This is a genomic window from Pelomonas aquatica (assembly GCF_026712205.1).
In the GTDB taxonomy this organism is placed as follows: Bacteria; Pseudomonadota; Gammaproteobacteria; order Burkholderiales; family Burkholderiaceae_C; genus Pelomonas; species Pelomonas aquatica.
The window spans coordinates 198,809-221,117 of record NZ_JAPPUW010000001.1 but is presented as its reverse complement, the minus strand read 5'-3'; the positions used below and the strand labels follow the sequence as shown (position 1 = coordinate 221,117).

Annotated in this window: 20 protein-coding genes; 12 read left to right on the top strand and 8 right to left on the bottom strand. The window is 69.7% G+C overall.

What is annotated here, in order from left to right:
• The first annotated feature begins 153 nt into the window (after positions 1–153).
• The 8 genes from NYP07_RS01075 to NYP07_RS01040 all read left to right on the top strand — a co-directional run bounded on the left by NYP07_RS01075 (position 154) and on the right by NYP07_RS01040 (position 12,126).
• Positions 154–936, top strand: a complete 783-nt coding sequence (locus NYP07_RS01075; protein ID WP_268146472.1) for an exodeoxyribonuclease III — start codon at positions 154–156, stop codon at positions 934–936.
• Positions 937–1,096: 160 nt separating this feature from the next.
• Positions 1,097–2,752 (top strand): peptide MFS transporter, encoded by a 1,656-nt coding sequence (locus NYP07_RS01070; protein ID WP_268146469.1) that lies wholly within the window; start codon positions 1,097–1,099, stop codon positions 2,750–2,752.
• Positions 2,753–3,008: 256 nt separating this feature from the next.
• A complete protein-coding gene (locus tag NYP07_RS01065; RefSeq protein WP_268146467.1) occupies positions 3,009–4,208 on the top strand; it encodes an efflux RND transporter periplasmic adaptor subunit in 1,200 nt (399 codons plus the stop codon).
• Positions 4,209–4,226: 18 nt separating this feature from the next.
• On the top strand, positions 4,227–7,517 hold the full coding sequence (locus NYP07_RS01060) for an efflux RND transporter permease subunit (RefSeq protein ID WP_268146465.1): 3,291 nt from the start codon (positions 4,227–4,229) through the stop codon (positions 7,515–7,517).
• A gap of 1 nt (position 7,518) precedes the next feature.
• A complete protein-coding gene (locus NYP07_RS01055; protein WP_268146462.1) occupies positions 7,519–8,907 on the top strand; it encodes an efflux transporter outer membrane subunit in 1,389 nt (462 codons plus the stop codon).
• A 76-nt stretch (positions 8,908–8,983) separates the two neighbouring features.
• A complete protein-coding gene (locus NYP07_RS01050) occupies positions 8,984–10,051 on the top strand; it encodes a sensor histidine kinase (RefSeq protein WP_268146460.1) in 1,068 nt (355 codons plus the stop codon).
• Positions 10,039–10,731 carry a LytR/AlgR family response regulator transcription factor gene (locus NYP07_RS01045; RefSeq protein WP_268146457.1) on the top strand — a complete coding sequence of 231 codons (693 nt, stop codon included), beginning with the start codon at positions 10,039–10,041 and terminating at the stop codon, positions 10,729–10,731. Before NYP07_RS01050 ends, NYP07_RS01045 begins: the two co-directional genes overlap by 13 nt.
• A gap of 60 nt (positions 10,732–10,791) precedes the next feature.
• Complete coding sequence (locus NYP07_RS01040) at positions 10,792–12,126, top strand: acyltransferase family protein (RefSeq protein ID WP_268146454.1); 1,335 nt, start codon at positions 10,792–10,794, stop codon at positions 12,124–12,126.
• A 91-nt stretch (positions 12,127–12,217) separates the two neighbouring features.
• Here the strand turns inward: NYP07_RS01040 and NYP07_RS01035 are convergent, their stop codons facing one another.
• The 8 genes from NYP07_RS01035 to NYP07_RS01000 form a co-directional block, all read right to left on the bottom strand.
• The gene (locus tag NYP07_RS01035; protein ID WP_268146452.1) at positions 12,218–12,727 is read right to left on the bottom strand and encodes a nuclear transport factor 2 family protein; all 510 of its coding nucleotides are present in this window, start codon (positions 12,725–12,727) and stop codon (positions 12,218–12,220) included.
• A 3-nt stretch (positions 12,728–12,730) separates the two neighbouring features.
• Positions 12,731–13,522 (bottom strand): SDR family NAD(P)-dependent oxidoreductase, encoded by a 792-nt coding sequence (locus NYP07_RS01030; RefSeq protein ID WP_268146450.1) that lies wholly within the window; start codon positions 13,520–13,522, stop codon positions 12,731–12,733.
• Between the two features lie 2 nt (positions 13,523–13,524).
• Entirely contained in the window at positions 13,525–14,085 is a 561-nt protein-coding gene (locus tag NYP07_RS01025; protein ID WP_268146448.1) for a DUF3833 domain-containing protein, read from the bottom strand.
• Positions 14,082–15,386, bottom strand: coding sequence for an MFS transporter (locus NYP07_RS01020; protein WP_268146446.1), 1,305 nt, complete (start codon positions 15,384–15,386; stop codon positions 14,082–14,084). The genes NYP07_RS01025 and NYP07_RS01020 overlap by 4 nt, the downstream gene beginning before the upstream one ends.
• Before the next feature lie 14 nt (positions 15,387–15,400).
• Complete coding sequence (locus NYP07_RS01015) at positions 15,401–15,892, bottom strand: chalcone isomerase family protein (RefSeq protein ID WP_378989790.1); 492 nt, start codon at positions 15,890–15,892, stop codon at positions 15,401–15,403.
• Between the two features lie 68 nt (positions 15,893–15,960).
• Positions 15,961–17,217: an SAM-dependent methyltransferase gene (locus tag NYP07_RS01010; protein ID WP_268146441.1), complete on the bottom strand. Its 1,257-nt coding sequence runs from the start codon at positions 17,215–17,217 to the stop codon at positions 15,961–15,963.
• On the bottom strand, positions 17,214–17,987 hold the full coding sequence (locus NYP07_RS01005) for a DUF1365 domain-containing protein (RefSeq protein ID WP_268146439.1): 774 nt from the start codon (positions 17,985–17,987) through the stop codon (positions 17,214–17,216). The genes NYP07_RS01010 and NYP07_RS01005 overlap by 4 nt, the downstream gene beginning before the upstream one ends.
• Complete coding sequence (locus NYP07_RS01000; RefSeq protein ID WP_268146437.1) at positions 17,984–19,303, bottom strand: NAD(P)/FAD-dependent oxidoreductase; 1,320 nt, start codon at positions 19,301–19,303, stop codon at positions 17,984–17,986. Before NYP07_RS01000 ends, NYP07_RS01005 begins: the two co-directional genes overlap by 4 nt.
• Positions 19,304–19,425: 122 nt before the next feature.
• Between NYP07_RS01000 and NYP07_RS00995 the strand changes: the two genes are divergently transcribed.
• The 4 genes from NYP07_RS00995 (at position 19,426) to NYP07_RS00980 (ending at position 22,296) form a co-directional block, all read left to right on the top strand.
• Positions 19,426–20,067 (top strand): TetR/AcrR family transcriptional regulator, encoded by a 642-nt coding sequence (locus NYP07_RS00995; protein WP_268146435.1) that lies wholly within the window; start codon positions 19,426–19,428, stop codon positions 20,065–20,067.
• Between the two features lie 96 nt (positions 20,068–20,163).
• Positions 20,164–20,808 carry an MBL fold metallo-hydrolase gene (locus tag NYP07_RS00990; protein WP_268146432.1) on the top strand — a complete coding sequence of 215 codons (645 nt, stop codon included), beginning with the start codon at positions 20,164–20,166 and terminating at the stop codon, positions 20,806–20,808.
• Between the two features lie 115 nt (positions 20,809–20,923).
• On the top strand, positions 20,924–21,601 hold the full coding sequence (locus tag NYP07_RS00985; RefSeq protein WP_268146430.1) for a helix-turn-helix transcriptional regulator: 678 nt from the start codon (positions 20,924–20,926) through the stop codon (positions 21,599–21,601).
• 62 nt (positions 21,602–21,663) lie between these two features.
• Positions 21,664–22,296 (top strand): Crp/Fnr family transcriptional regulator, encoded by a 633-nt coding sequence (locus NYP07_RS00980; RefSeq protein WP_268146428.1) that lies wholly within the window; start codon positions 21,664–21,666, stop codon positions 22,294–22,296.
• The last annotated feature ends 13 nt before the right edge of the window (positions 22,297–22,309 follow it).

The following is a 22,309-nucleotide window of genomic DNA, read 5'->3' as shown; positions in this document are numbered from 1 at the left end:
AACGGGGAGCGGAAGCCGGGGCATTGGTGATGCCTCTGGATTGCTACGGGATAGTAAAGATCGTGTGACGTTTGCGGGACCGCAAAGCCCCGCGGTGTTGTGCTTTCGCTGCACTGCGATACTGACGCCACGCTGTCAACCCGCCGACTTCCGATGCGCTTCATCACCGCCAACCTCAACGGCGTGCGTTCCGCCGCCAGCAAGGGCTTTTTCGACTGGCTCGCCAAGCAGAAGGCCGACGCCGTCGGCGTGCAGGAGCTCAAGGCCCAGGCCGACGTCGTCGAGAGCCAGTTCCCGAGTTGCGGCAAGCTCAACGGCCATTTCCACTACGCCGAGAAGAAGGGCTATTCGGGCGTGGGCCTCTACACCAAGGAGGCGCCGAGCGACGTCGTCACCGGCCTGGGCATCGACGAGTTCGACCAGGAGGGCCGCTGGATCGAGAAGCGCTTCGACAAGCCCGGCCGCAAGCTCAGCCTGATCAGCGTCTACTTCCCCAGCGGCACCAGCGGCGAGGAGCGCCAGCAGGTCAAGTACCGCTTCCTCGACGCGCTCTACCCGCACCTGATGGCGCTGAAGGCCGAGCGCGAGTTCATCCTCGTCGCCGACGTCAACATCGCGCACAAGGAAATCGACCTGAAGAACTGGCGCGGCAACCAGAAGAACAGCGGCTTCCTGCCTGAGGAGCGCGCCTGGCTGACCCGGCTCTTCGACGAGGGCGGCGTCGTGGACGTGTTCCGCACGCTGAACGACAAGGCCGAGCAATACACCTGGTGGAGCGCCCGCGGCGCGGCGCGCGCCAACAACGTCGGGTGGCGGCTGGACTACCACCTCGCGACGCCCGGCGTGGCCGCGCTCGCGAAGAAGGAAGCCATCTACACCGGCGAGATGTTCAGCGACCACGCGCCGCTCAGCATCGACTACGACTTTTCGATCTGATTCGCCCCTGGCATGGGTCACGCGGCCACCCCGGGCAATCCCTGGGTTGGCCAACGGCGGAAAGCGCGTGTCAGGCGGGACAATTCCGCCCTCGCATCGCGGGCCACCGCCCGCCCCGATCCTCCCGCCCACCCGGCGGGGTTCACCTGGAACGATTGACGTGACCACCACTTCCCCCGTGGCCGACGTGCCGGCATCCGGCCGCGCGACGCCCCGCCAGGCGTCCGCCGCCATCCTCGGCCAGCCCAACCAGCTCTTCGTCCTTTTCTTCACGGAGATGTGGGAGCGCTTCTCCTACTACGGCATGCGCGGCCTGCTCGTGCTGTTCCTGGTCACCGAAGCGGCCAAGGGCGGCTGGGGCTGGACGCGCGCCGAGGCGACGACGCTCTACGGCTGGTACACGATGGGGGCCTATCTGCTGCCGGTGCTGGGCGGCTACCTGGCCGACCGCTTCCTGGGCACGCGCCGCGCCGTCGTCGTGGGCGGCTTCGTCATCGCGGCGGGCCATGTCTCGATGTTCCTGAACACGGTGCCGAGCTTCTACATCGGCCTGGGCCTGGTCGTCGTGGGCACGGGCCTGTTCAAGCCCAATGTGTCGGCCGTCGTCGGCCAGCTCTACGGCCCCAAGGAAGACAACGCGCGCGACGGCGGCTACACGCTGTTCTACATGGGCGTGAACGCCGGCGCCTTCTTCGGCATCCTGCTGTGCGGCTACATCGGCGAGAAGCTGTCCTGGCACCTGGGCTTCGGCCTCGCCGGCCTGTTCATGATCCTGGGCGCGCTGCAGTTCTACTTCAGTCAGCACATCTTTGGCGATATCGGCGCGCCGCCGGCAGTCGCAACTCCGCTCGCTCAAGTGCTGAAGGCGTGGGCCATCTTCATTCTTGGCTTCGTCTGGCCTCCGACCCTGTTTCGTCGGATCATCAACTTCCTTGTCACCGTCTGGCGCTTCCTGGTCGGTGACGGCGAGGAGAACGGGCGCCTGAAGGCGATCTTCGTGTTCTCCTTCTTCACGATCTTCTTCTGGTTCGCGTTCGAGCAGGCCGGCGGCTCGATGACGATCTTCGCGGCCGACTACACGGACCGCACCCTGGCCGGCACCAGCGGCTTCGCCTTCAAGGTCGTCAACTCGCTGATGACCGTGCTGCCCGCGCTGATCCTCACCTGGCTGCTGTGGAAGCTCAACCGCAGCACCGGCAGCCGCTACTTGCTGGCCAACGGCCTGCTGGCGCTCGCCTTCGCGGTCATCTGGGGCCTGGTCCTCTGGATGCTGGGCCGCGAGTTCGCGTTGGAGCAGTCCGAGGTGCCGGCCACTTGGTTCGGCGTGCTGAACTCCTTCTTCCTCGTCATCCTGGCGCCGATGTTCTCCAAGATGTGGGAGAAGCACTGGAACCCGGCCGGCTCGGTCAAGTTCGGCGTCGGCCTGGTGCTGCTGGGCCTGGGCTTCGCCGCGTTGTCCTATGGCTCGGCCGGCATCCCGCAGGGCGCCAAGACCGCCCAGGTCAGCATGATCTACCTGACGCTGGCCTACCTGCTGCACACCATGGGCGAGCTCTGCCTGTCGCCGGTGGGCCTGTCCTACATCTCCAAGCTGGCGCCGGCGCGCCTGCTGGGCCTGATGTTCGGCGTCTGGTTCCTGAACACGGCTTTCGCCAACAAGCTCGCCGGCGTCACGGGCTCCTACATCGACGAGATCTCCAACCACTACTCGATGTCGATCTTCTTCCTGATCTTCACCGCCATCCCGATCGGCGCCGGCCTCGTGCTGATGCTGCTGGCGCCGTGGATGAAGAAGAAGATGCACGGCGTTCATTGACCCACCCACTGCGGCCTGACGGCCGCCCCCTCAAGGGGGCACTCCCGACGGCCCGGCAAAGCCGGATCCGTGGGAGTCGCTGGAGGGGCGGCCGGGCTGCGCCGGCCTGTTGCTAAAGCCGCCTTCGGGCGGCTTTTTTGTTCACAGGCCCGCGCTGTTGACAAGCAATGTCAGCAGCGCGAAGGGGTTTCGGGGTGACGGTAATCAGCGCGGGGATGATCTGATTACAGTCGCCCGCTTGCATTCGGAGCCCCCCATGACGAAGAACAGCCTGGCGCTGCCCCTGACCTCTCTCCTTGCCGTCCTGCTCGCCGCCTGCGGCCAGCAGCAGGGTGGCCCCGGCGGCCATGCCGGCGGCCCGCCGCCCGTGTCCGTGGCGCCCGCCACCCAGCGCGAGGTGCAGGAATTCGACGAATTCACCGCTCGCCTGGAGGCGCCCGACACGGTCGACGTGCGCGCCCGCGTGGCCGGCACCGTCGAGGCCGTGCGCTTCAAGGAAGGCCAGCTCGTCAGGAAGGGCGAGCCGCTGTTCAGCATCGACGCCCGCGCCTTCAAGGCCGACGTGGCCCGCGCCGAAGCCCAGGTCGCCGCGCTGAAGACCCAGGTCGAACTCGCCAGGGCCGACTTGGCGCGCGCCGAGAAGCTGGTCAGTGTCAATGCCGTCAGCGCCCAGGAAATCGACCAGCTCCGCGCCGCGCTGCGCTCGGCCGAGGCCAATCTGAAGGCGGCCGAGGCCACTCTCGTGCAGTCCAGGCTCAACGTCGAGTACGCCAACATCACGGCCCCGGTCAGCGGCCGCACGTCGCGCGCCAACGTGACGCCGGGCAACCTCGTCGGCGTCGGCGACCCGGTGCTGACGACGCTGGTCTCGAGCGACAAGGTCTATGCCTACTTCGATGCCAGTGAGGCCACCTATCTGCGCTACATGCGCGCCGCGCGCGAAGGCAAGACGGTCGCACGCGATGCGGTGGCCGTGCAGATGGGCCTGTCCAACGAGGACGGCTACCCGCACACCGGTCGGCTCGACTTCGTCGACAACCACCTGAACCCTGCCACGGCCTCCATCCGCGTCCGCGCGGTGTTCGACAACAAGGGCGGCCAGTTCACGCCGGGCCTGTATGCCCGCATCAAGCTCGGCGGCAGCGCCAGCTACAACGGCGTCGTCGTGCCCGACCGCGCCATCACGACCGACCAGACGCGCAAGATCGTCCTCGTCGTCGGCCCCAACAACATCGTGCAGCCGCGCCCCGTCACGCCGGGCGCGCTGGTCGACGGCATGCGCGTCGTGGGCGGCGTCAAGGCCGGCGAGCTGGTCATCGTCGACGGCCTGCTGCGCGCCTTTCCCGGCGCGCCGGTCACGCCGCAGGTGCTGAAGGTCGACAACTTGGGCATGCCGATCCCTGGCGCGCCTCCCGGTGCAGCGCCCGCAGCTCCGGCCTCCGCCGCCTCGAAGTAAGCAAAGGCGGCCCCTGCCATGGACATCTCACGCTTCTTCATCGACCGGCCGCGCTTCGCGACCGTGCTGTCGCTATTCATCTTCCTCGTCGGCGCGCTGGCCATCCCGCTGCTGCCGATCTCCGAATACCCCGAGGTCGCGCCGCCGCAGGTCGTCGTGCGCGCCCAGTACCCCGGCGCCAACCCGCGCGTCATCTCCGAGACGGTGGCCACGCCGCTCGAGGAGCAGATCAACGGCCTCGAGAACGTTCTCTACTTCGACAGCCAGGCCACCGGCGACGGCGGCATGACGCTGACGGTCACCTTCAAGATCGGCACCCACCCCGAGGCCGCCGAGACCGCGGTGCAGAACCGCATCAACCGCGCGCTGCCGCGCCTGCCCGACATCGTGCGCCAGATCGGCGTGACGACCGAGAAGAGCAGCCCCAACCTGACGATGGTGGTCCACCTCGTCAGCCCGGACAACTCGCGCGACGCCCTCTACCTGCGCAACTACGGCAATCTGAACGTGCGCGACGAGCTGCTGCGCGTGCCCGGCATGGGCTCGGTGCTGATGTTCGGCGCCGGCGACTACGCGATGCGCATCTGGCTGGACCCGCAGAAGCTGGCCGCGCGCAGCATGACGGCCTCCGAGGTCGTCGGCGCCATCCGCGAGCAGAACACGCAGGTCGCGGCCGGCGTCATCGGCGCCTCGCCCGCGCCCAAGGGCACGGACTTCCAGCTCGCCATCAATGCGCAAGGGCGCCTGGCCAGCGAGGATGAGTTCGGCAACATCATCGTCCGCAGCGACATCAAGACCGGCGCGATGGTGCGCGTGAAGGACGTCGGCCGCGTCGAGATCAGCGCCGGCACCTTCGCGCTGCGCAGCCTGCTGAACAACAAGGAGGCCGCGGCCATCGCCGTGTTCCAGGCGCCGGGCTCCAACGCGCTCGCCATCTCCAACCAGGTGCGCCAGACGATGGAGAGGCTCAAGCCCGGCTTCCCGGCCGGCGTCAGCTACGACATCGTCTACGACCCGACCCGCTTCGTGCAGACCTCCATCGAGAAGGTCGTGAGCACGCTGTTCGAGGCCGTCGGCCTGGTCGTGCTGGTCGTCATCATCTTCCTGCAGACCTGGCGCGCCTCCATCATCCCGCTGGTCGCCGTGCCGGTGTCCATCGTCGGCACCTTCGCCGTGCTGCTGCTGCTGGGCTTCTCGATCAACACGCTGACGCTGTTCGGCCTGGTGCTGGCCATCGGCATCGTCGTGGACGACGCCATCGTCGTCGTCGAGAACGTCGAGCGCAACATCCAGAACGGGCTGACGCCGCGCGACGCGACGATCAAGGCCATGCAGGAGGTCTCGGGCCCCATCATCGCGATCGCGCTGGTGCTGTGCGCCGTGTTCATCCCGCTGACGCTGGTGCCGGGCCTGTCGGGCCAGTTCTACAGGCAGTTCGCCGTCACCATCGCGATCTCGACGGTGATCTCGGCCTTCAACTCGCTCACGCTCTCGCCGGCCCTGGCCGCCATCCTGCTGCGCCCGCATGACGCGCCCAAGGACGGGCTGATGAAGGCCATGGACGCCGTCTTCGGCCGCTTCTTCCACTGGTTCAACCGCTTCTTCCAGCGGCGCTCGTCCGACTACGGCCGCGGCGTCACCGGCATCCTGAAGCGCAAGTCCCTGGCCGTCGTCGTCTACGCCATCCTGCTGGCCTGCACCGGCCTGATGTTCACGCGCATCCCGAGCGGCTTCGTGCCGGCGCCGGACAAGCAATACCTGATCGGCGTGGCCCAGCTGCCGGCCGGCGCCAGCCTGGACCGCACGGACGAGGTCATCCGCCGCATGAGCGAGATCGCGCTGAAGGTGCCCGGCATCAAGGACTCGGTGGCCTTCCCCGGCCTGTCCAGCGCCGGCTTCTCGGCCGCGCCGAACGAGGGCATCGTCTTCTTCGGCCTGGACAGCTTCGACGCGCGCACGACGCCCGACAAGAGCAAGGAAGCCATCCTCGGCAAGGTCAACGGCGCGATCCAGCAGATCCAGGGCGCGCGCATGTTCGTGCTGCCGCCGCCCCCGGTGGACGGCCTGGGCATCGCCGGCGGCTTCAAGATCCAGGTGCAGGATCGCAGCAGCCAGGGCGAGCAGGCCCTGTACGGCGCGGTCTGGGGCTCGCTGGGCCAGGTCTACGGCAACAAGAACACCAGCATCGGCACGCCCTATTCCAACTACGACATCAACGTGCCGCAGCTGTTCGCCAACGTGGACCGCGTGAAGGCCAAGCAGATGGGCGTGCCGCTGGGCGCCATCTACGACACGCTGCAGATCAACCTCGGTTCGCTCTACGTCAACGACTTCACCAAGTTCGGCAAGACCTACCAGGTCATCGTGCAGGCCGACGCGCCCTTCCGCGCCAAGGCCGACGACATCGTCCAGCTCAAGACCCGCAACGACGCCGGCGCGATGGTGCCGCTGGGCTCGCTGTTGAGCGTGGAGCCCACCTTCGGCCCCACGCGCGTGACGCGCTACAACGGCTTCCCCAGCGCCGACATCAACGGCGCGCCCAAGCCCGGCTTCTCGTCGGGCCAGGCCGAAGGCGAGATCGAGCGCATCCTCAAGACCCTGCCGCGCGGCTTCGGCTACGAGTTCACCGACCTCAGCTACCAGGACCGCCTGACCCGCGACGTCACCGTGCCCGGTCTTGGCGTCAAGATCCCGACGCTGGCCGCCGTGCTGCTGTTCTCGGTCGTCCTCGTCGTGCTGGTGCTCGCCGCGCAGTACGAGAGCTGGACGCTGCCGCTGGCCATCATCCTGATCGTGCCGATGTGCATCCTGTCGGCGCTGTTCGGCGTGTGGCTGTCGCACTTCCCGCCCTTCATGCAGGCGGGGGACCTGAACATCTTCACGCAGGTCGCGCTGGTCGTGCTCGTCGGCCTGGCCTGCAAGAACGCGATCCTGATCGTCGAGTTCGCGAAGGAGCTGGAAGAGCACGGCAAGTCCATGTACGAGGCCGTCGTCGAGGCCTGCCGGCTGCGCCTGCGCCCCATCCTGATGACGTCCATCGCCTTCTGCGCCGGCGTCATTCCGCTGATCCTGGGCAGCGGCGCCGGCAGCGAGATGCGCCGCGCGATGGGCATCGCCGTGTTCGCCGGCATGCTGGGCGTGACCTTTTTCGGCATCTTCCTGACGCCGGTCTTCTACAGCCTGCTGCGCAAGGGCACCGAGAGGCGCCGCGCCCGTGCCGCCGCGCTGCATGCCCAGATCGACGCCTCGGCCCACGCCTTCCACCCCGGCATCGACGACGCCGCCACGCCCAACAAGGAAGGCCATTGACATGCTCATCCGCCTGACTCCGCTCGCCGCGGCCGCACTGCTGGCCGCCTGCGCCGGCCCCAGCCTCTCGCCGGGCCCGCAGAACCTCGCGCCCGAGAAGTTCGCCCAGGCGCCCGCCGCCAACCCGGGCGCCGCCACGATGACGGCCGCCTTCGTCGACAGCGCGCAGCTGCAGCGCGTCGTCGACGAGGTGCTGGCCAACAACCGCGACCTGCGCGCCGCGGCCGCCCGCCTCAGGCAGGCCGAGGCGCTGGCCGACTCGGCCGGCGCCCAGCGCCTGCCGACCGTCGGCGCCGGCGCCAGCGCCAGCCGCCAGCGCGCGGCCAACGACCTCGGCCAGTTCAACAACTTCAACAGCTACGGCGTCAACGCGGCGGCGCGCTGGGAGGTCGACCTCTGGGGCCGCGCATCGGCCACCGCCCAGGCGGCCGGTTATGACGCGCAGAGCGCCGCGCTGGACCGCGACGCCGCCCGGCTCAGCCTGGCCGGCACCGCGCTCAACCTGCAGACCCAGCTCATCGGCCTGGGCCAGCGCCTCAAGCTCGCCAAGGAAGCCCTGGTCGTGCAGCACCAGCTGCTCGACCTCGTCAAGGCCCGCGTCGGTGCCGGCCGCGGCACGGCCGTCGACCAGGCCCGCGCCGAGGCCCTCGTCGCGCAGACCTCGGCCAGCGTGCCGGCGCTGCGCAACGCCGCCTGCCTGGCCCGCCTGCAGCTCGACGTGCTGCGCGGCCAGCCGCCGGCCGACTGCGACAGGGCCGACAGCGACCCGCTGCCCGCCATGCCCGAGCCTCGCCTCGTCAGCCTCGGCACGCTGCCCGACCCCGCCGGCCTGCTGGCCGCGCGCCCCGACGTGAAGGCCGCCGCCGTGCGCGCCCAGGCCGCCGCCGCGCGCGCCCATGTCGCCTGGGCCGCGCGCTGGCCCAGCCTGGGCCTGACCGGCCAGATCGGCTGGAGCGCCACCAGCACCAGCAGCCTGTTCAAGAGCGCCAGCGAGATCCACAGCATCGCCGGTGCGCTGAACTGGAACTTCCTCGACTTCGGCGCCCGCAAGGCCGAGGAGACGGCCGCCCGTGCCGGCTTCGATGCCGCCGTGGCCGCCGCCGAGCAGGCCCAGCTGACCGCGCTGCAGGACGCCCAGGGCAGCCTGTCCACGCTGCGCGAGACCGAGCTGCAGGCCGCGGCCCAGGCCACGGCCGCCGAGGCCACGACCCGCGCCCGCGACCTGGCCCTGAAGCGCTACGAGGCCGGCGTGTCCGACTTCTACGCGCTGCTCAGCGCCGAGCAGGACCGGCTGGCCGCACAGGATGCCCTCGTGCAGGTCCAGACTGGCCGCGCCGGCGCGCTGCTGGCCGTGCACAAGGCGTTTGCGGCCAAGCTGACCGCGCAGTGACCCCGCTGGGGCCGGCCGCTCGCCCCGTGGGGTGAGCGGCGGTCCCTGTGCGGGGCGCCCGCGGCACACTCGGGCCATGCCCATCCTGCCGCGCCGCTGGCGCCTGCCCTATGTCGCGCTGCTGGCCGTCGTCGGCCTGCTGCTGAGCACCTCGGCGCTGCAGGCCTACCGCCTGTCCGGCGGCACGCGGCCCTGGGAGCCCTTCCTGTGGGAGTTCAGCTCGATCCCGGCCATCGGCATGCTGGCGCTGGGCGTGCATGCCTTGATGGGGCGACTGCGCGGCCAGCCCCGGCCGCGCCAGCTCGCGGTGCATGCGCTGGCGCTGCCGGCCTTCAGCGGCCTGCACATCGCCGGCATGTTCGGCCTGCGGCTGCTGGTCTACGCCCTCGTCGACGTGAGCTACCGCCCCGACCCGCTGCCGGCGCTGCTGGTCTTCGAGGGCGGAAAGGACGCGGTCACCTACATCAGCTTCTGCCTGATCTCGCGCGGTGTCTGGATGGCTCAGGCCGCGGCCGCACGCGCGCAGGAGCTGGAGCGCGCCCGCCGCGAGCTTGCCGAGGTCAGGCTGGCCCGCCTGGCCGACCAGGTGCAGCCGCACTTCCTGTTCAACACGCTGAACCTGATCTCGTCGGTGATGTACGAGGACGTGGCCCGCGCCGACCGCCTGCTCTGCCAGCTGGCCGACCTGCTGCGCCAGACGCTGGCCGCCCAGCAGCGCGCCGAGCAAACGCTGGGCGAGGAGCTGGCCCTCGTCGAGCCCTTTCTCGCGCTGATGCAGGCCCGCTTCGGCCCCGAGCGCCTGGTCGTGCAGATCGATGCCGATGCGGCCGCGCGCGCCTGCCGGCTGCCGGCGCTGCTGCTGCTCGCGCCGGTCGAGAACGCGGTCAAGCACGACGTGGCGCGCCACCGCGGCCGGGTCACGGTGGGCATCGCCGCGCGGCTGCAGGCGGGCCGGCTGCGGCTCGGCATCAGCAACCACGGCGACACGCCGGTGCCCGAGGCGGCGCCCGACCCGGAAGGCGGCCTGGGCCTGCGCAATCTGCGCGAGCGGCTGCAGGCCCGCTATGGCGATGCGGCCCGCATCGAGTTCGGGCCGGATGGCGCCGGCATGGCGCTGCGCATGGAGCTGCCATGCGCATCCTGATCGTCGACGACGAGCCCGCCGCGCGCGCCCGGCTGCGCCGCCTGCTCGCGGCCGAGGCCGACGTGGCCGAGCTGCACGAGGCGCCCGACGCGCCCGCGGCGCTGGCCCTCGTGCGCGCGCTGGCCGCGCCGCCCGACCTGGCCCTGCTCGACATCGAGATGCCCGGCGGCAACGGCGTGCAGCTCGCCGCAGCGCTGCGCGAGGCGGGCGTGCGCTGCGTCGTCTTCTCGACGGCCCATGCCGAGCACGCGCTGCAGGCCTTCGAGCTGGCCGCGCTCGACTATCTGCTCAAGCCCTGCACGGCCGAGCGCCTCGCGGCCGCATTGGCCCGCGTGCGCGAACGGCTCGCGCGGCCGGCGGCCGCGGTGGGTGAACACTGGGTCGATGGCCAACGCCTGCGGCTGGCCGACGTGCAATGGATCAGCGCGGCCGACAACTACATCGAGCTGCACCTGCCGCCGCGCAGCCTGCTCGAACGCGTCACGCTGGCCGAGGCGCTGCAGCGCCCCGGCTGGGCTGCGCGCTTCCTGCGCGTGCACCGCAGCCATGCGGTCAACGCGGCCCATGTGCAACACATCGAGCGCCTGCCCGGCGGCGAGGCCCTGCTGACGCTGGCCTGCGGCGCCACGCTGCGTGTGTCGCGCGGCCACCGCGCGGCGCTGGATCAACTCGCCCCCTGAGCCGCGCGCTTCGCCCCAGCCCGCTCGCGCGGGCAGCGAGGCGTCGCGAAGCTGGTGGCCATGAACACCACCGCCACCCGCCTGCCCTTTCTCGACGGTCTGCGCACCGCCGCGTTCGTGCTGCTGATCCCCTTTCACGTCGGCATGTACTACGTGACCTGGGGCTGGCATGTCAAAAGCCCGGCCGCCAGCAGCACGCTGGAGCCCTTCATGCTGCTGAGCGCGCCATGGCGGCTGGGCCTGCTGTTCCTGATCGCCGGCGCGGCCTGCCAGGGCCTGGCCGCGCGGCGCGGCGCCTGGGGCGCGGTGAAGGACCGCTCGCTGCGCCTGCTGCTGCCGCTGCTGTTCGGCATGGCCGTCATCGTCACGCCGCAGGCCTATTTCGAGGTGCTGACCAAGGTGCCGGCCCAGCTGCCGGGCGATGGCGGCTACCTCGACTTCTGGTGGGCCTATCTGCATGGCGGCGAATACTGCCGCGGCAACGACTGCATGGGCGTGCCGACCTGGAACCACCTGTGGTTCCTGCCCTATCTGTGGCTGTACGCGGTGCTGGGCATAGCGCTGGCCGCGCTGCTGCGCGGGCGCCCGTTCGCGCCGCGCCTGCCGGCCTGGGCCTGGCTGCTGTTGCCGGCCCTGCCGCTGGCGCTGGCACGCGTCTTCGTGTTCCCGCATCACCCGAGCACGCACAGCCTCGTGCACGACCTCTACAACCACCTGCAGTACGGCTGGCTGTTCGCGCTGGGCTGGGCCAGCCGCACGCCGCTGGCCGCGGGCCTGTGGCCGGCGGCGCTGCGCTGGCGCTGGGTGGCCCTGGCCGGGGCGCTCGGCGGCTGGGCGCTGCTGATCGCCTACTTCGGCGCCTATGCCGACGCGGAGCCGCCCGCGGCACTGCTCGTGGCCGAACGCCTGCTGTGGGCGGGCATGAGCTGGTGGGCCATGCTGGCCGCCTGCGGCTGGGCGCAGCGGGCCTTCACGGTGGAGTCGCCGCGGCTGCGTGCGGCCAGCGCGGCGGTGTTCTGCTTCTATGTGCTGCACCAGACCGTGATCGTGCTGCTGACGCAGGCGCTGAAGCCGCTGGCCCTGCCCTGGGGGCTGGAGGCGCTGCTGCTGATCGCGCTGAGCTTCGCGGCCTGCGCCGCCGCCTATCTGCTGCTGCGCCGCGTGCCGGGGCTGGCCCTGCTGGTGGGCATTCAGCGCAGGCCGCGCAGCGCCGGGCCCTCGGCGGGGCGGGTGATGGGGCAGTTGACGACGATGTCGGTCAGCGAGAGCAGCAGCTCGCCGGCGTCGGCCGCGGCCAGCACGGCCTCCTCCGAGCGCAGCTCGCGCACGGCGGCGCCGGGCTTCCAGGCGACCAGCACGAGGCTCAGGGCCAGGTCGGGGATCCGTGCTCGATGACGTTCTCGGCCATGCAATCAGGGCATGCCTTCAAGTTCATGGTGTTCCCCAGATGGGCCAGCTTCAAGCTCGTGGAGGACTTGGCTGATGCCTAACCATTTCGCCGCCAGCACCTTCGGCTGGGCGCATACGACGTTCTGCTGGAAGGAAGCGGCTGGGGTAGCTGTGGCGTTGACAGCCGGCGCCTGAGCGCCCGCATCAGGACACCCAGCAGCGGCAGCTTGGCGTACAGCTCCTCGGCCGCGTCCCAGTAGTCGCGATGCACGGCCACGCGCCCCATGGCCGTGAAGCGAATGTGCGAGGCGCCGCGGATCGTCATCGCCTGGCCAGATTGCCGCAGAAAGTGAAGCTCCCAGGTCAGGAAGGCCTCGTCCCCTTCCGAGGCGGACACGAGGACGACGAATCTAGGCTCCCGCAGTTCGTCGAACATCTGGCTGAAGATGCGCTCGATGGCGGCGCGCCCGCGCACATCGTTGAACGGATCCTTGAAACTCGCCTGCTCGTCGTAGAGGTCCAGCAGGCTCGGCAAGCTCTCGCGGCTCAGCCGGGTGTAGGCGTCGACGAGCTTGGCGGTTTGCAAGTCTGAAGACATGGCGGCCATCGATCAGGCTCCGGTGGCGCGGCGAACCGCCGCGAAATACCAGGGATCGGGCATCCAGCGCAACACGCGCATCCAGGCCGTGAAGCGGCGCGGGAAATTCATCTCGAACCGACCGCGGGCCCAGCCGTCGAGGATGTGCTGCGCGGCCTGCGCCGTGGAGATCAAGGCTGGCATCTTGAAATCGTTCTGGGCGGTCAGCGGTGTCTCGACGAAGCCGGGGTTGACGATGGACACGCCCAGGCCCAGGGGGTGCAGGTCCAGGTAGAGGTTCTCCGCCAGGTTGTTGAGCGCCGCCTTGGTCGGTCCATAGGCCAGGGACTTGGGCAGCCCGCGATACCCGGCTACGCTGCCGACCAGGCTGATGTGCCCGGCGCGCGCGGCGATCAGCATCGGCAGCATGACGTCGAGCATGTTCAGCGCGCCCCGGTAGTTGATCGCCAGGTGCTTTTCCATCTCCCACCGATCGAAGGCGGTCGCCTGCTGGGCCCGGTAGTGGCCGGCGCAGTACATCACCAGCGCGGGAGCCCCCTGTGCATACCCCTGCGCGGCCTTCGCGGCCTGGCGCAATTGCTGATGTTGGGTGACGTCCAGCGGCAGCGCGACGCTGCCGGGATGCGCCTGCACGAAGGCGTTGAGGGCGTGGCCCTGGCGCGCCGACACGATGACGCAGGCACCCTTCCGATGCAAAGCGGACGCTGTCGCCCGCCCGATGCCGGAAGAGGCGCCGATCACCCAGACCCAGCGGCCCTTCCAATCCTGCATGGGCGGATTCAGCCCCGTCGAGAACATCGGCATGCTCAGCCCCTCCCATCCCGGGTGATGACGAGCGTGACGTCGCCGACGTGCAGCCCGAACTTGCTCATCGCCGAGCGGTTCAGCACGGTGCGCTCGTCGAGCAGGAACATCCAGTCGTCGAGCGCGACGTTCCAGACCCGCCCGTCCACCGGCAGGGCCAAGGTGTAGCCCCAGCGGAAGGCGTTGCCGGCGCTCTCGCCCGCGGCCTCGCCGACGACGTCGTCCGCCCTGCCGCTGTAGCGCCCCTGGCCGAGGGCCTTCAGCCGCCAGATGCGGCGCTGGGTGCTGCCGTCGCTGTACTGGAAGTGCTCATCGAGCACGCCGCTGTCACCGTCCCAGCGTCCGTTCATGCGCACGGTGAAGCGCTTCACGACGCGCCCGGAGCGATCGGTGAACATGCCCTTGGCGGTCAGGTCGCCCGTCAGGAAGGCGCGCAGATCCAGCCGGGGCTCTTCTTTCGCATAGTCTTGAACCCGCGGCCCGGCGCAGCCCGCGAGCGTCGCGGCCACCGTGGCGATGATCAAGTTGCGCCGGGCCAGGTGCTTCATGGCGAGGGCCTTCATTCGCGATCCTTCCAGGTGGGGTTGAGGCGCTCGGCGCGCCAGAGCGCGGCGACTGCGGCCAGCTTCAGCAGGCATGGCAATCCGCCGTAGGCCCAGGCCAGCGCCTGAAGGCCGGCCGGCGCCGTCGTGCCGCTGCTGTAGCCGACTGCGGAGAGCAGCGGCAAGGCGAGGCCGGCAGCCAGCGCCAGATTGAGCTTGGTGGCGCAGGCCCACCAGCCGAGGTAGATGCCCTCATCGCGTTGGCTCGAACCGGTGCCTTGAATCACTCCGGTCAACAAGGCGCCCGGCAGGGCGAGGTCGGCGCCCAGGGTCAAGCCGCTGAGAAGGCAGACCACCGCAAAGGCCGCACCGTCCCCGCGGCCCAGCCACGGCGTGACGGAGAAGGCGGCCACGCTGGCCACCATGCCCGCGCGCCAGACCGGCGACAGCCCCCATCGCGCCGCCGCGCGCACCCACAGCGGCAATCCCAGCACCGCCGCGCCGAAGTAGCCCAGCAGCAGCGGCGCCTGCCAACTCGCCAACTGCAGGCGATCCGCGATGAAGAACGGCAGCAAGGTGGCCGGGATCGCGCTGGCGATGCCGTTCAGCATGAACACGGCCAGCAGTCGTCTGAACGCGGCGTGCCGCCACGGTGACGCGCCTGGGCTCGAGAGCCCACGACCGCCCGGCGCCGATGCCTGCGGGAAAGGATCAGGCTCACGCACGCGGTGCAGCCCGACGAGTCCAACCGCCAACAGGCTGGCCAGAGTGGCGCTGGTGGCATTCCAGCCCAGCCAGCTGGGCAGGGCGCTGGCCAGCAGCACGCCCACCAGCGTGCCCGCCTCGCGCCAGCCGGTCACGCGCGACCGCAGCTTCGGCCCACCGCCCCAGCGAGTACCCCAAGTCTGGTGAACGATGCTGACGCCGCTGTAGCCCAGCGTGCACAGGAGCAGCGCAATGGCCAGCCAGGGTGCGACGCTTGAAGCGTCACGCGAGGGCGGCAGCCACAGCGCCGCGAAGGCCAGCGCCAACAGGGCGCTGCCCGCAGCCGCAGCACCCCAGGCCACCTTCTCGCCAAGTCCGAACAGCTTGTCGCTGATGCGCCCCAGCGCCGGGTCGATGAAGGCATCCAGCATCCGGACCCCCAGCATCACGCCGCCCAGCATGGGCAGTGGCATCCCGAGTGCGGAGGCGTAGTGGTATGGCAGGTTGACATAGAGCGGCAACGAGACGAAGGCCAGCGGAACGCCCAAGGCCGCATAGGCCAGCCCCTTGCGCCAGTCCAGCACACGCGGTGCGGGTTGCAGTGCCGTCGAGCTCATGGCGCCACTGCGGATCAGGACGTCAAGCCGAGGATGGCCTCGCGCAGCGCGGGCGCGGAGGTCTTGGGGGAGAGCCAGATGCCGAAGAACAGGCGTGCGTATTCGGCGTCGACCGTTTCCACGGTCAGCCTTGCGTTGTGGAAAAAGCGCACCCCGCCTAGGCCGTCGTTGATGCCGACCAGCCGGTCACCCGCCGCGACGTCGGGAAACGCACGGGACATCAGGTCGAGCCAGGCTTTGGCCTTGGCCTCGTCGAATTCGCCGATACGGCGCATTTCGGCGACGGAGCGCTCGGCGATGGCCTTGCCTTCGAGGCGGCGGTCGTACACCAGCTCCAGCGCGAATTCGCTGCTGGCGTAGTGGTTCGCGTCGAGGGTCGACTTGACCCACAGCCGCGCTTCGTAGACGCGCAGGCCGAAGAAGCGCATCACGCCCGAACCCTGAAGTCGCAGCGGCGAGTGCCCGAACTCGGCGGGCGGTTGGGGGGCAGAGAGGGCAGGCGTCATGGTGAGTGCAGTCAGGGTGGTGGCCGTCAGGCCGGCCAGGATGCGGCGCCGGCGCTGATCGACGCCGTTCATGCGTTGGGCTTCCTCAACGTGAACTGGAAGACATCGGTGTTGCCGGTGTCGAAGGCGGCTTCGCAGTAGGCCAGGTAGAAGGTCCAGATGCGCTGGAAGCGCCGGTCGAAGCCCTGGCGCTGAACCTCGTCGAGCCGCTGCATGAAGGCATCGCGCCAGCGGCGCAGCGTCTCGGCGTAGTCCTGCCCGAAGGCCAGCCGGTTCTCGACGACAAAGCCCGCGCGCCGCGCCTCGGCCTCGAAGGCCGTGGGGCTGGGCAGCAGGCCGCCGGGGAAGATGTACTGCTGGATGAAGTCGGTCGAGCGCAGGTAGCGGGGGAAGAGGTCGTCGCGGATGGTGATGGTCTGGATGCAGGCATGACCCCCCGGCTTCAGGCAGGCGTTCAGCGTCCTGAAATAGGTCGACCAGTACTCATGCCCGACCGCCTCGAACATCTCGATCGACACGACGGCGTCGAAGGGGTCGCCGTCATACCGTGCAGGCAGGTCGCGGTAGTCCAGGTAGAGCATCCGCGCGTTGGCATCGAGCCCGGCGTCTTGCAGGCGTTGCCGCGCCCAGCGCAGCTGCTCGGCGGACAAGGTCACGCCGGTCACCTGGGCACCGAACTCCTTCGCCGCCAGCTCGGCGAGGCCGCCCCAGCCGCAGCCAATCTCCAGCACGCGCTGGCCAGGCTCGACTCGTGCCTCACGCAATGCGCGACGGTACTTCGCATCCTGGGCCCGCAGCAGATCGGCGCCGCGCGCGTCCCGGCCCTCGAACCAGGCCGCGCTGTAGCTCATGCCCGGGTCCAGCCAGAGGCGGTAGAAGTCGTTGCCCAGGTCGTAGTGGGCGTGGATGTTGCGGGCGCTGCCCGCCTTCGAATTGCGCCTCAGCAGATGGCGCAGCCGGTACCCGAGACGGCCCCACCAGCTGCCGTAGATGACGCCCTCGATGTGCTCGCGGTTGCGGATGCACAGGCGCAGCAATTGCGTCAGGTCGGGGCTGTCCCACTCGCCGTCGATGAAGCTCTCCGCGAAGCCGATGTCGCCGGACCTGAGGGCGCGGTCGAACATCGCCCAGTCGTGCAGTTGCAGGACGCCGTGCTGGCCTGTGGAGGTTGCCATGCCATGGCCGCAGCGCTGCACGGCGCCGCCGGGCAGTCGGACCTCCAGCTCGCCCAGCGGCAGACGCTCCAGCAGGCGAAGCAGGCGGCGCGCCGACCGTGGTGGACGGCCCGGCCGGGCGAGGTTCGCGAAAACAGGTTGTGTGCTCATGGTTGTCGGCTCACGAATTGCTGGGGTGGCTGCGGCTTGTTGGAGAAGGGCACGCGCTTGATCCACAGACGCAGTGCCTGCCAGTGGATGCGCAAGATCACGCCCAGCGTCATGAAGGGCATCCCGAAGATGGCGCGCCGCACGCTGGCCGTCGTCAACTCGACCAGGGCGCCGGCGACACGGGTCTGCAGCAGCGGGCCTTGCCCGTCGTGCAGGTCGACGCGCGCCGTGCTGTGCGCCGGCCGGCCGTCGGCCGCAGTCAGCCGCTCGAAGCGGAAGCTGTAGTCGCCATTCACGCCGCAGAAGGGCGAAACGTGGAAAACCTTCTGGGCACGGCTTTCCGCGCCCCAGGCGAGTCCGGGACCGGCAAGCAGATAGGCATGGCGCTCACCGAAGGTGTTGTTGACCTCGGCCAGCACCGCCGCCAGCGAGCCATCGGCGCGATGGGCGTACCAGAAGCTCACCGGCTTGAAGGCATAGCCCAACACGCGCGGGAAGGTCTGCAGCCAGACCTCGCCGTCGGCGTCCCTGATGCCTTCGCTGTGCAGCAGCTGCTCGAACCAGGCGAGGGCGTCGTCGCCGCCCACGCCGTGGTCGCGGTCCTGAAAGCTCAACCAGCCCCAACGGTTGCGGTTCAGCGGCGTGCAGGGCTGCGCGCGCAGGCTGCGCAGCGGCAGCAGCAGGAAATAGCTGGGGTAGCGGAAGGCATGCTCAACCGGGCGCAGGCGCCGGTGCCAGACCGAGCCAAATCCGATCTGGGCCGAGTTCAAGCCGCGCTCCTTTCGGTTTGCGGCGCCCAGGCACTCAAGGCCTGCAACATGCCCTCGGCCGCCTGCAGGCCGGCCCGCAGGCCGTCTTCGTGGAAGCCATAGCCGCACCAGGCGCCGGCGAACCAGGTGCGCTGCCGGCCCTGCAGTTCGCCGATGCGGCCCTGGGCCTGCAGGGCGGCGAGGTCGAATACCGGATGGCTGTAGTCGATGCGGCGGTGCACGAGGTGCTCCGCGATGGGCCGCGCCGGGTTCAGGGACACGATGACCGGCTGCCGCCAAGGCAGGGGCTGCAGGCGGTTGATGAGGTAGTGCAGGCAGACCGGGGCCTGCTCCGTGGCCGTGTCGCTCGCGCGTTCGTAGTTCCACGAGGCCCAGGCCGCACGGCGCCGCGGCAGCACGGCCACGTCGCCATGCAGCACCGCCGTATTGGGCTGGTAGCGGATGGCGCCGAGCACCGCGCGCTCGTCACGGCTTGCGCCTTCGCCCAGCAGGGCCAGAGCCTGGTCGCTGTGGCAGGCCAGCACGACGGCGTCGAAGGTCTCGCTGCCGTGGCGCGTCTGCAGGCGCACGGCGTGGCCGCAGCGCTGCAGGCCCAGCACGGGCGAGTGCAGGCGCGCATCGGGGATGCAGGCCACCATGCGGCGTACATATTCCCGCGAGCCGCCGCGCACGGTGTACCACTGCGGGCGGTCAGCGACCTGGATCAGGCCATGGTTGTGGCAGAAGCGGATCAGCGTGCCGAGGGGGAACTTCAGCATCTGGCCGGTCGGGCAGGACCAGATGCAGCCGATCATCGGCAGCAGATAGTGCTCGCGGAAGGTCGGCGTGAAGCCCTGGGCATCGAGGAAGTCGCCGATGCTCCCCTGAAGCGTCGCTTCAGGGGCGGTTTCGGCCAGGGCCGTCGCCAGCCGGTTGAAGCGCAGGATCTCGGACAGCATGCGCCAAAAGCGCGGCCTCAGCAGGTTGCGCCGCTGCGCGAACACGCTGCGCAGCGAGCTGCCGCTCCACTCCAGGCCGGCGCGGCCGTCGGCCGTGGGCACCTGCACCGAGAAGGACATGTCCGATTCCGCCGGCGCGATGCCGAGGTCGGCGAAGAGCTGGATCAGCAGCGGATAGGTGCGGCGATTGAAGACCAGGAAGCCGGTGTCCACGCCATGCACCACGCCTTCGAGCTCGAGATCGACGGTGTTGGCGTGCCCACCAAAATGGCCGCCCGCCTCGAACAGCGTGACCCGGTGCTCGCCCGGCGCCGTCGCGATGCGATGGGCGGCGGCCAGGCCCGCGATGCCGGATCCGACAACAGCGATTCGATGCATGACGACTCCGAAATGGACTGAATAGATCAAAATGTGAACTGCGTAGTTCACACAATAACTCATAAGTCCTAAATTTGCACTACTTGGTTTTATGCGCGACCTTCGCGGTCTAGAATTACGCCATGGGTGCCCGTCCGTCGATCAAAGCTCAACTACAGCGCGTGCGCGAGGACGCCATCGTCGGCGCCGTGAATCGGCTGCTGGCCACCAAGGGCTACGACGCCATGACGGTCGACGAGGTGGCCGCGGAGGCGGGCATGGCCAAGGGCAGCCTCTACAAGATGTTCGGCTCGAAGGAGGAGCTCGCGGGCGTCGCGATGGTCGGCGTGCTTGACCGCGCGCTGGCCTTCTCGGAAGCGTTGCGTGCTCGCGCAGAGGAACTCGCCCAGGCCGGCCGGCCGGTATCGCCGATCGATCAGCTCAAGGCCGTGACGCGGTGGGCCATGGCGACGCAGCTGGAAGGCGAGATGCCCTCGCTGCCGTCGCACAACTCCAACCTCAGTGCCTCGCTGCAGTCCAACGACGCCTACATGGATCGCCTGATGTCACTGAGCAACCGGCTCAGCATCTGGATCGCCGAAGCCCAGACGGGCGGCCAACTGAACGCCACCCTGCCCCCTGATCTGGTGCTCTACACGCTGTTCGCTCGCGCCTGCGATCCCGTCGTGGCCCTGCTCAAGGACTCGGGGCAGTACACGAACGAGCAAATACTCGACTGGGTCTTGTCGACGACCTTTGAGGGCCTGGCGGTGCGACGGGCATAGTCTTGCGGTCCATCCGTCGCACCGACAAGGCGGTCTGGGATCAGCGCATGCTGATTCGGCGCAGGTCTGACTTGTTATCAGCTCCCACAATGCCGCATGCTCCAGTACCTGACCCTGCCTGTCACACCCTTTCAGCAGAACTGCTCCATCGTCTGGTGCGACGCCACTCGTGAAGCCGCCGTCATCGACCCCGGCGGCGAGCTGCCGCGGCTGCTGGCGGCCGTGCGCGAGCGCGGGCTGGACCTGAAGGCGATCTGGTTGACGCATGCCCACATCGACCATGCCGGTGGCACGGGCCAGCTGGCGCGCGAGCAGGGCCTGCCCGTCATCGGCCCGCACCCGGGCGACCAGTTCTGGATCGACGGCCTGGCGCAGCAGAGCCGGATGTTCGGCTTCCCGCCCGCCGAGGGCTTCACGCCCGACCGCTGGCTGGACGACGGCGACACGGTGCAGATCGGCCGCGAGACGCTGGCCGTGCGCCACTGCCCGGGCCACACGCCGGGTCACGTCGTCTTTCACTCGGCCCCGGCCCGGCGCGCCTTCGTCGGCGACGTGCTGTTCGCCGGCGGCATCGGCCGCACGGACTTCCCCGGCGGCAACCACCAGCAGCTGCTCGACGCGATCCGCCGGCGGCTGTGGCCCCTGGGCGACGACACCGTCTTCATTCCCGGCCATGGCCCCGAAAGCACCATCGGCCGCGAGCGAAAACACAATCCCTATGTTGGCGGTTTCGACGCCTGAATGGCGCACCGCCGTAATTCGTTCACAGGCGCGCCTCGCAACATTTACGCCCCGCGCGAAACGTGCTCTCCTACGCTTTGAGGATGGCCCGCAGGGTGGGCCGAGGAGTGCTGCGATGTGGTTGTCGGAGTTTGTCCAGCCGGGCCAGGCCCCCGGCCCTCGTCCCCGCGAGCGCCGCGCCGCGGCCTCGCTGTCCAGCCAGTGGCTGGGCCTGGTGCTGGAGGAGCTCGACCATGGCGTCGTGCTGCTCAACGGTGCGGCGCGGGTTCTGCACACCAATCTCGCGGCGCGCGCATCGCTGGACGACAACCATCCCCTCGAGATGGTCGGCCAGCATCTGCGCGCGCGGCTGCTGACCGACGCGGTGCCGCTGGCCGAGGCGCTGGCGGGCGCGGAATCCGGCGGGCGGCGCTGCCTGCTGCGCCTTGGCGACGAACGCGCCGAGTGCGGGCGCGCCAACGTCGTCGTCGTGCCGCTGAACCGCGACGTCAGCCAGGCCGCGGTGCTGCTGATCCTGGAGCGCCGCCAGCTCTGCGGCGAGCTGGCCGCGCAGTGGTTCGCGCTGCGCTACCAGCTGACGCCGGCCGAGACCGAGGTGCTCAAGGCCCTGTCCAACGGCGTCAAGCCCACCGAGGTCGCGCAGCGCCAGGGCGTGGCCATCTCGACGGTGCGCAGCCAGATCCAGAGCATCCGCGCCAAGAGCGGGGCCGACAGCATCGGCGAGCTGATGCGCCAGCTCGCGCTGCTGCCGCCGCTGGTGTCGTCGCTGCGGCCGGCCAAGCTGGTGAACTGAAGCAGGCCCGGCAAGCACTAACATCCGGGCACGCGGCGGGCCTCTTGCCCGCCCGCTGCTCGATGCCCGACGCCTCTCCCGACCCCGAATTCCAGGCCCTGCCGCCGTCGCTGCGGCTGCTGGCCGCGCGCGGCATGGCGCGCAGCTACCGCAAGGGCGTCGTGCTGATCGAGGAGGGCTCGGTCGGCGACAACCTCTACCTGATCCTGTCCGGTTCGCTGCGCGCCTACAGCGCCGACGTGCGCGGCCGCGAGATCACCTACGGCGTCTACGGCCCCGGCGAATACGTCGGCGAGATGAGCCTGGACGGCGGGCCGCGCTCGGCCAGCGTCATCACCGAGGAGGGCAGCCGCCTCGTGATGGTCACGCGGGCCAGCCTGCTGACCCATATCAGCGAGCACCCCGAGTTCGCGTTCGAGCTGCTGACCAAGGTCATCCGCCGCGCGCGCGCCGCGACGCTGTCGACCAAGCAGCTGGCGCTGAACGACGTCTACGGCCGGCTGAAGAACCTCGTCGACGAGACGACCGGCGATGGCCGCCACCTGGAACTGACCCACCAGGGCATGGCCCAGCGCCTGGGCTGCTCGCGCGAGATGGTGTCCAAGCTGGTCAAGGACCTGGAGCTGGGCGGTTATCTGCGCCGCGTGGCGGCGGGCGAATACCAGCGCCTCAAGGCCCTGCCTGCCCGCTGGTGACGGCATGGAGCCC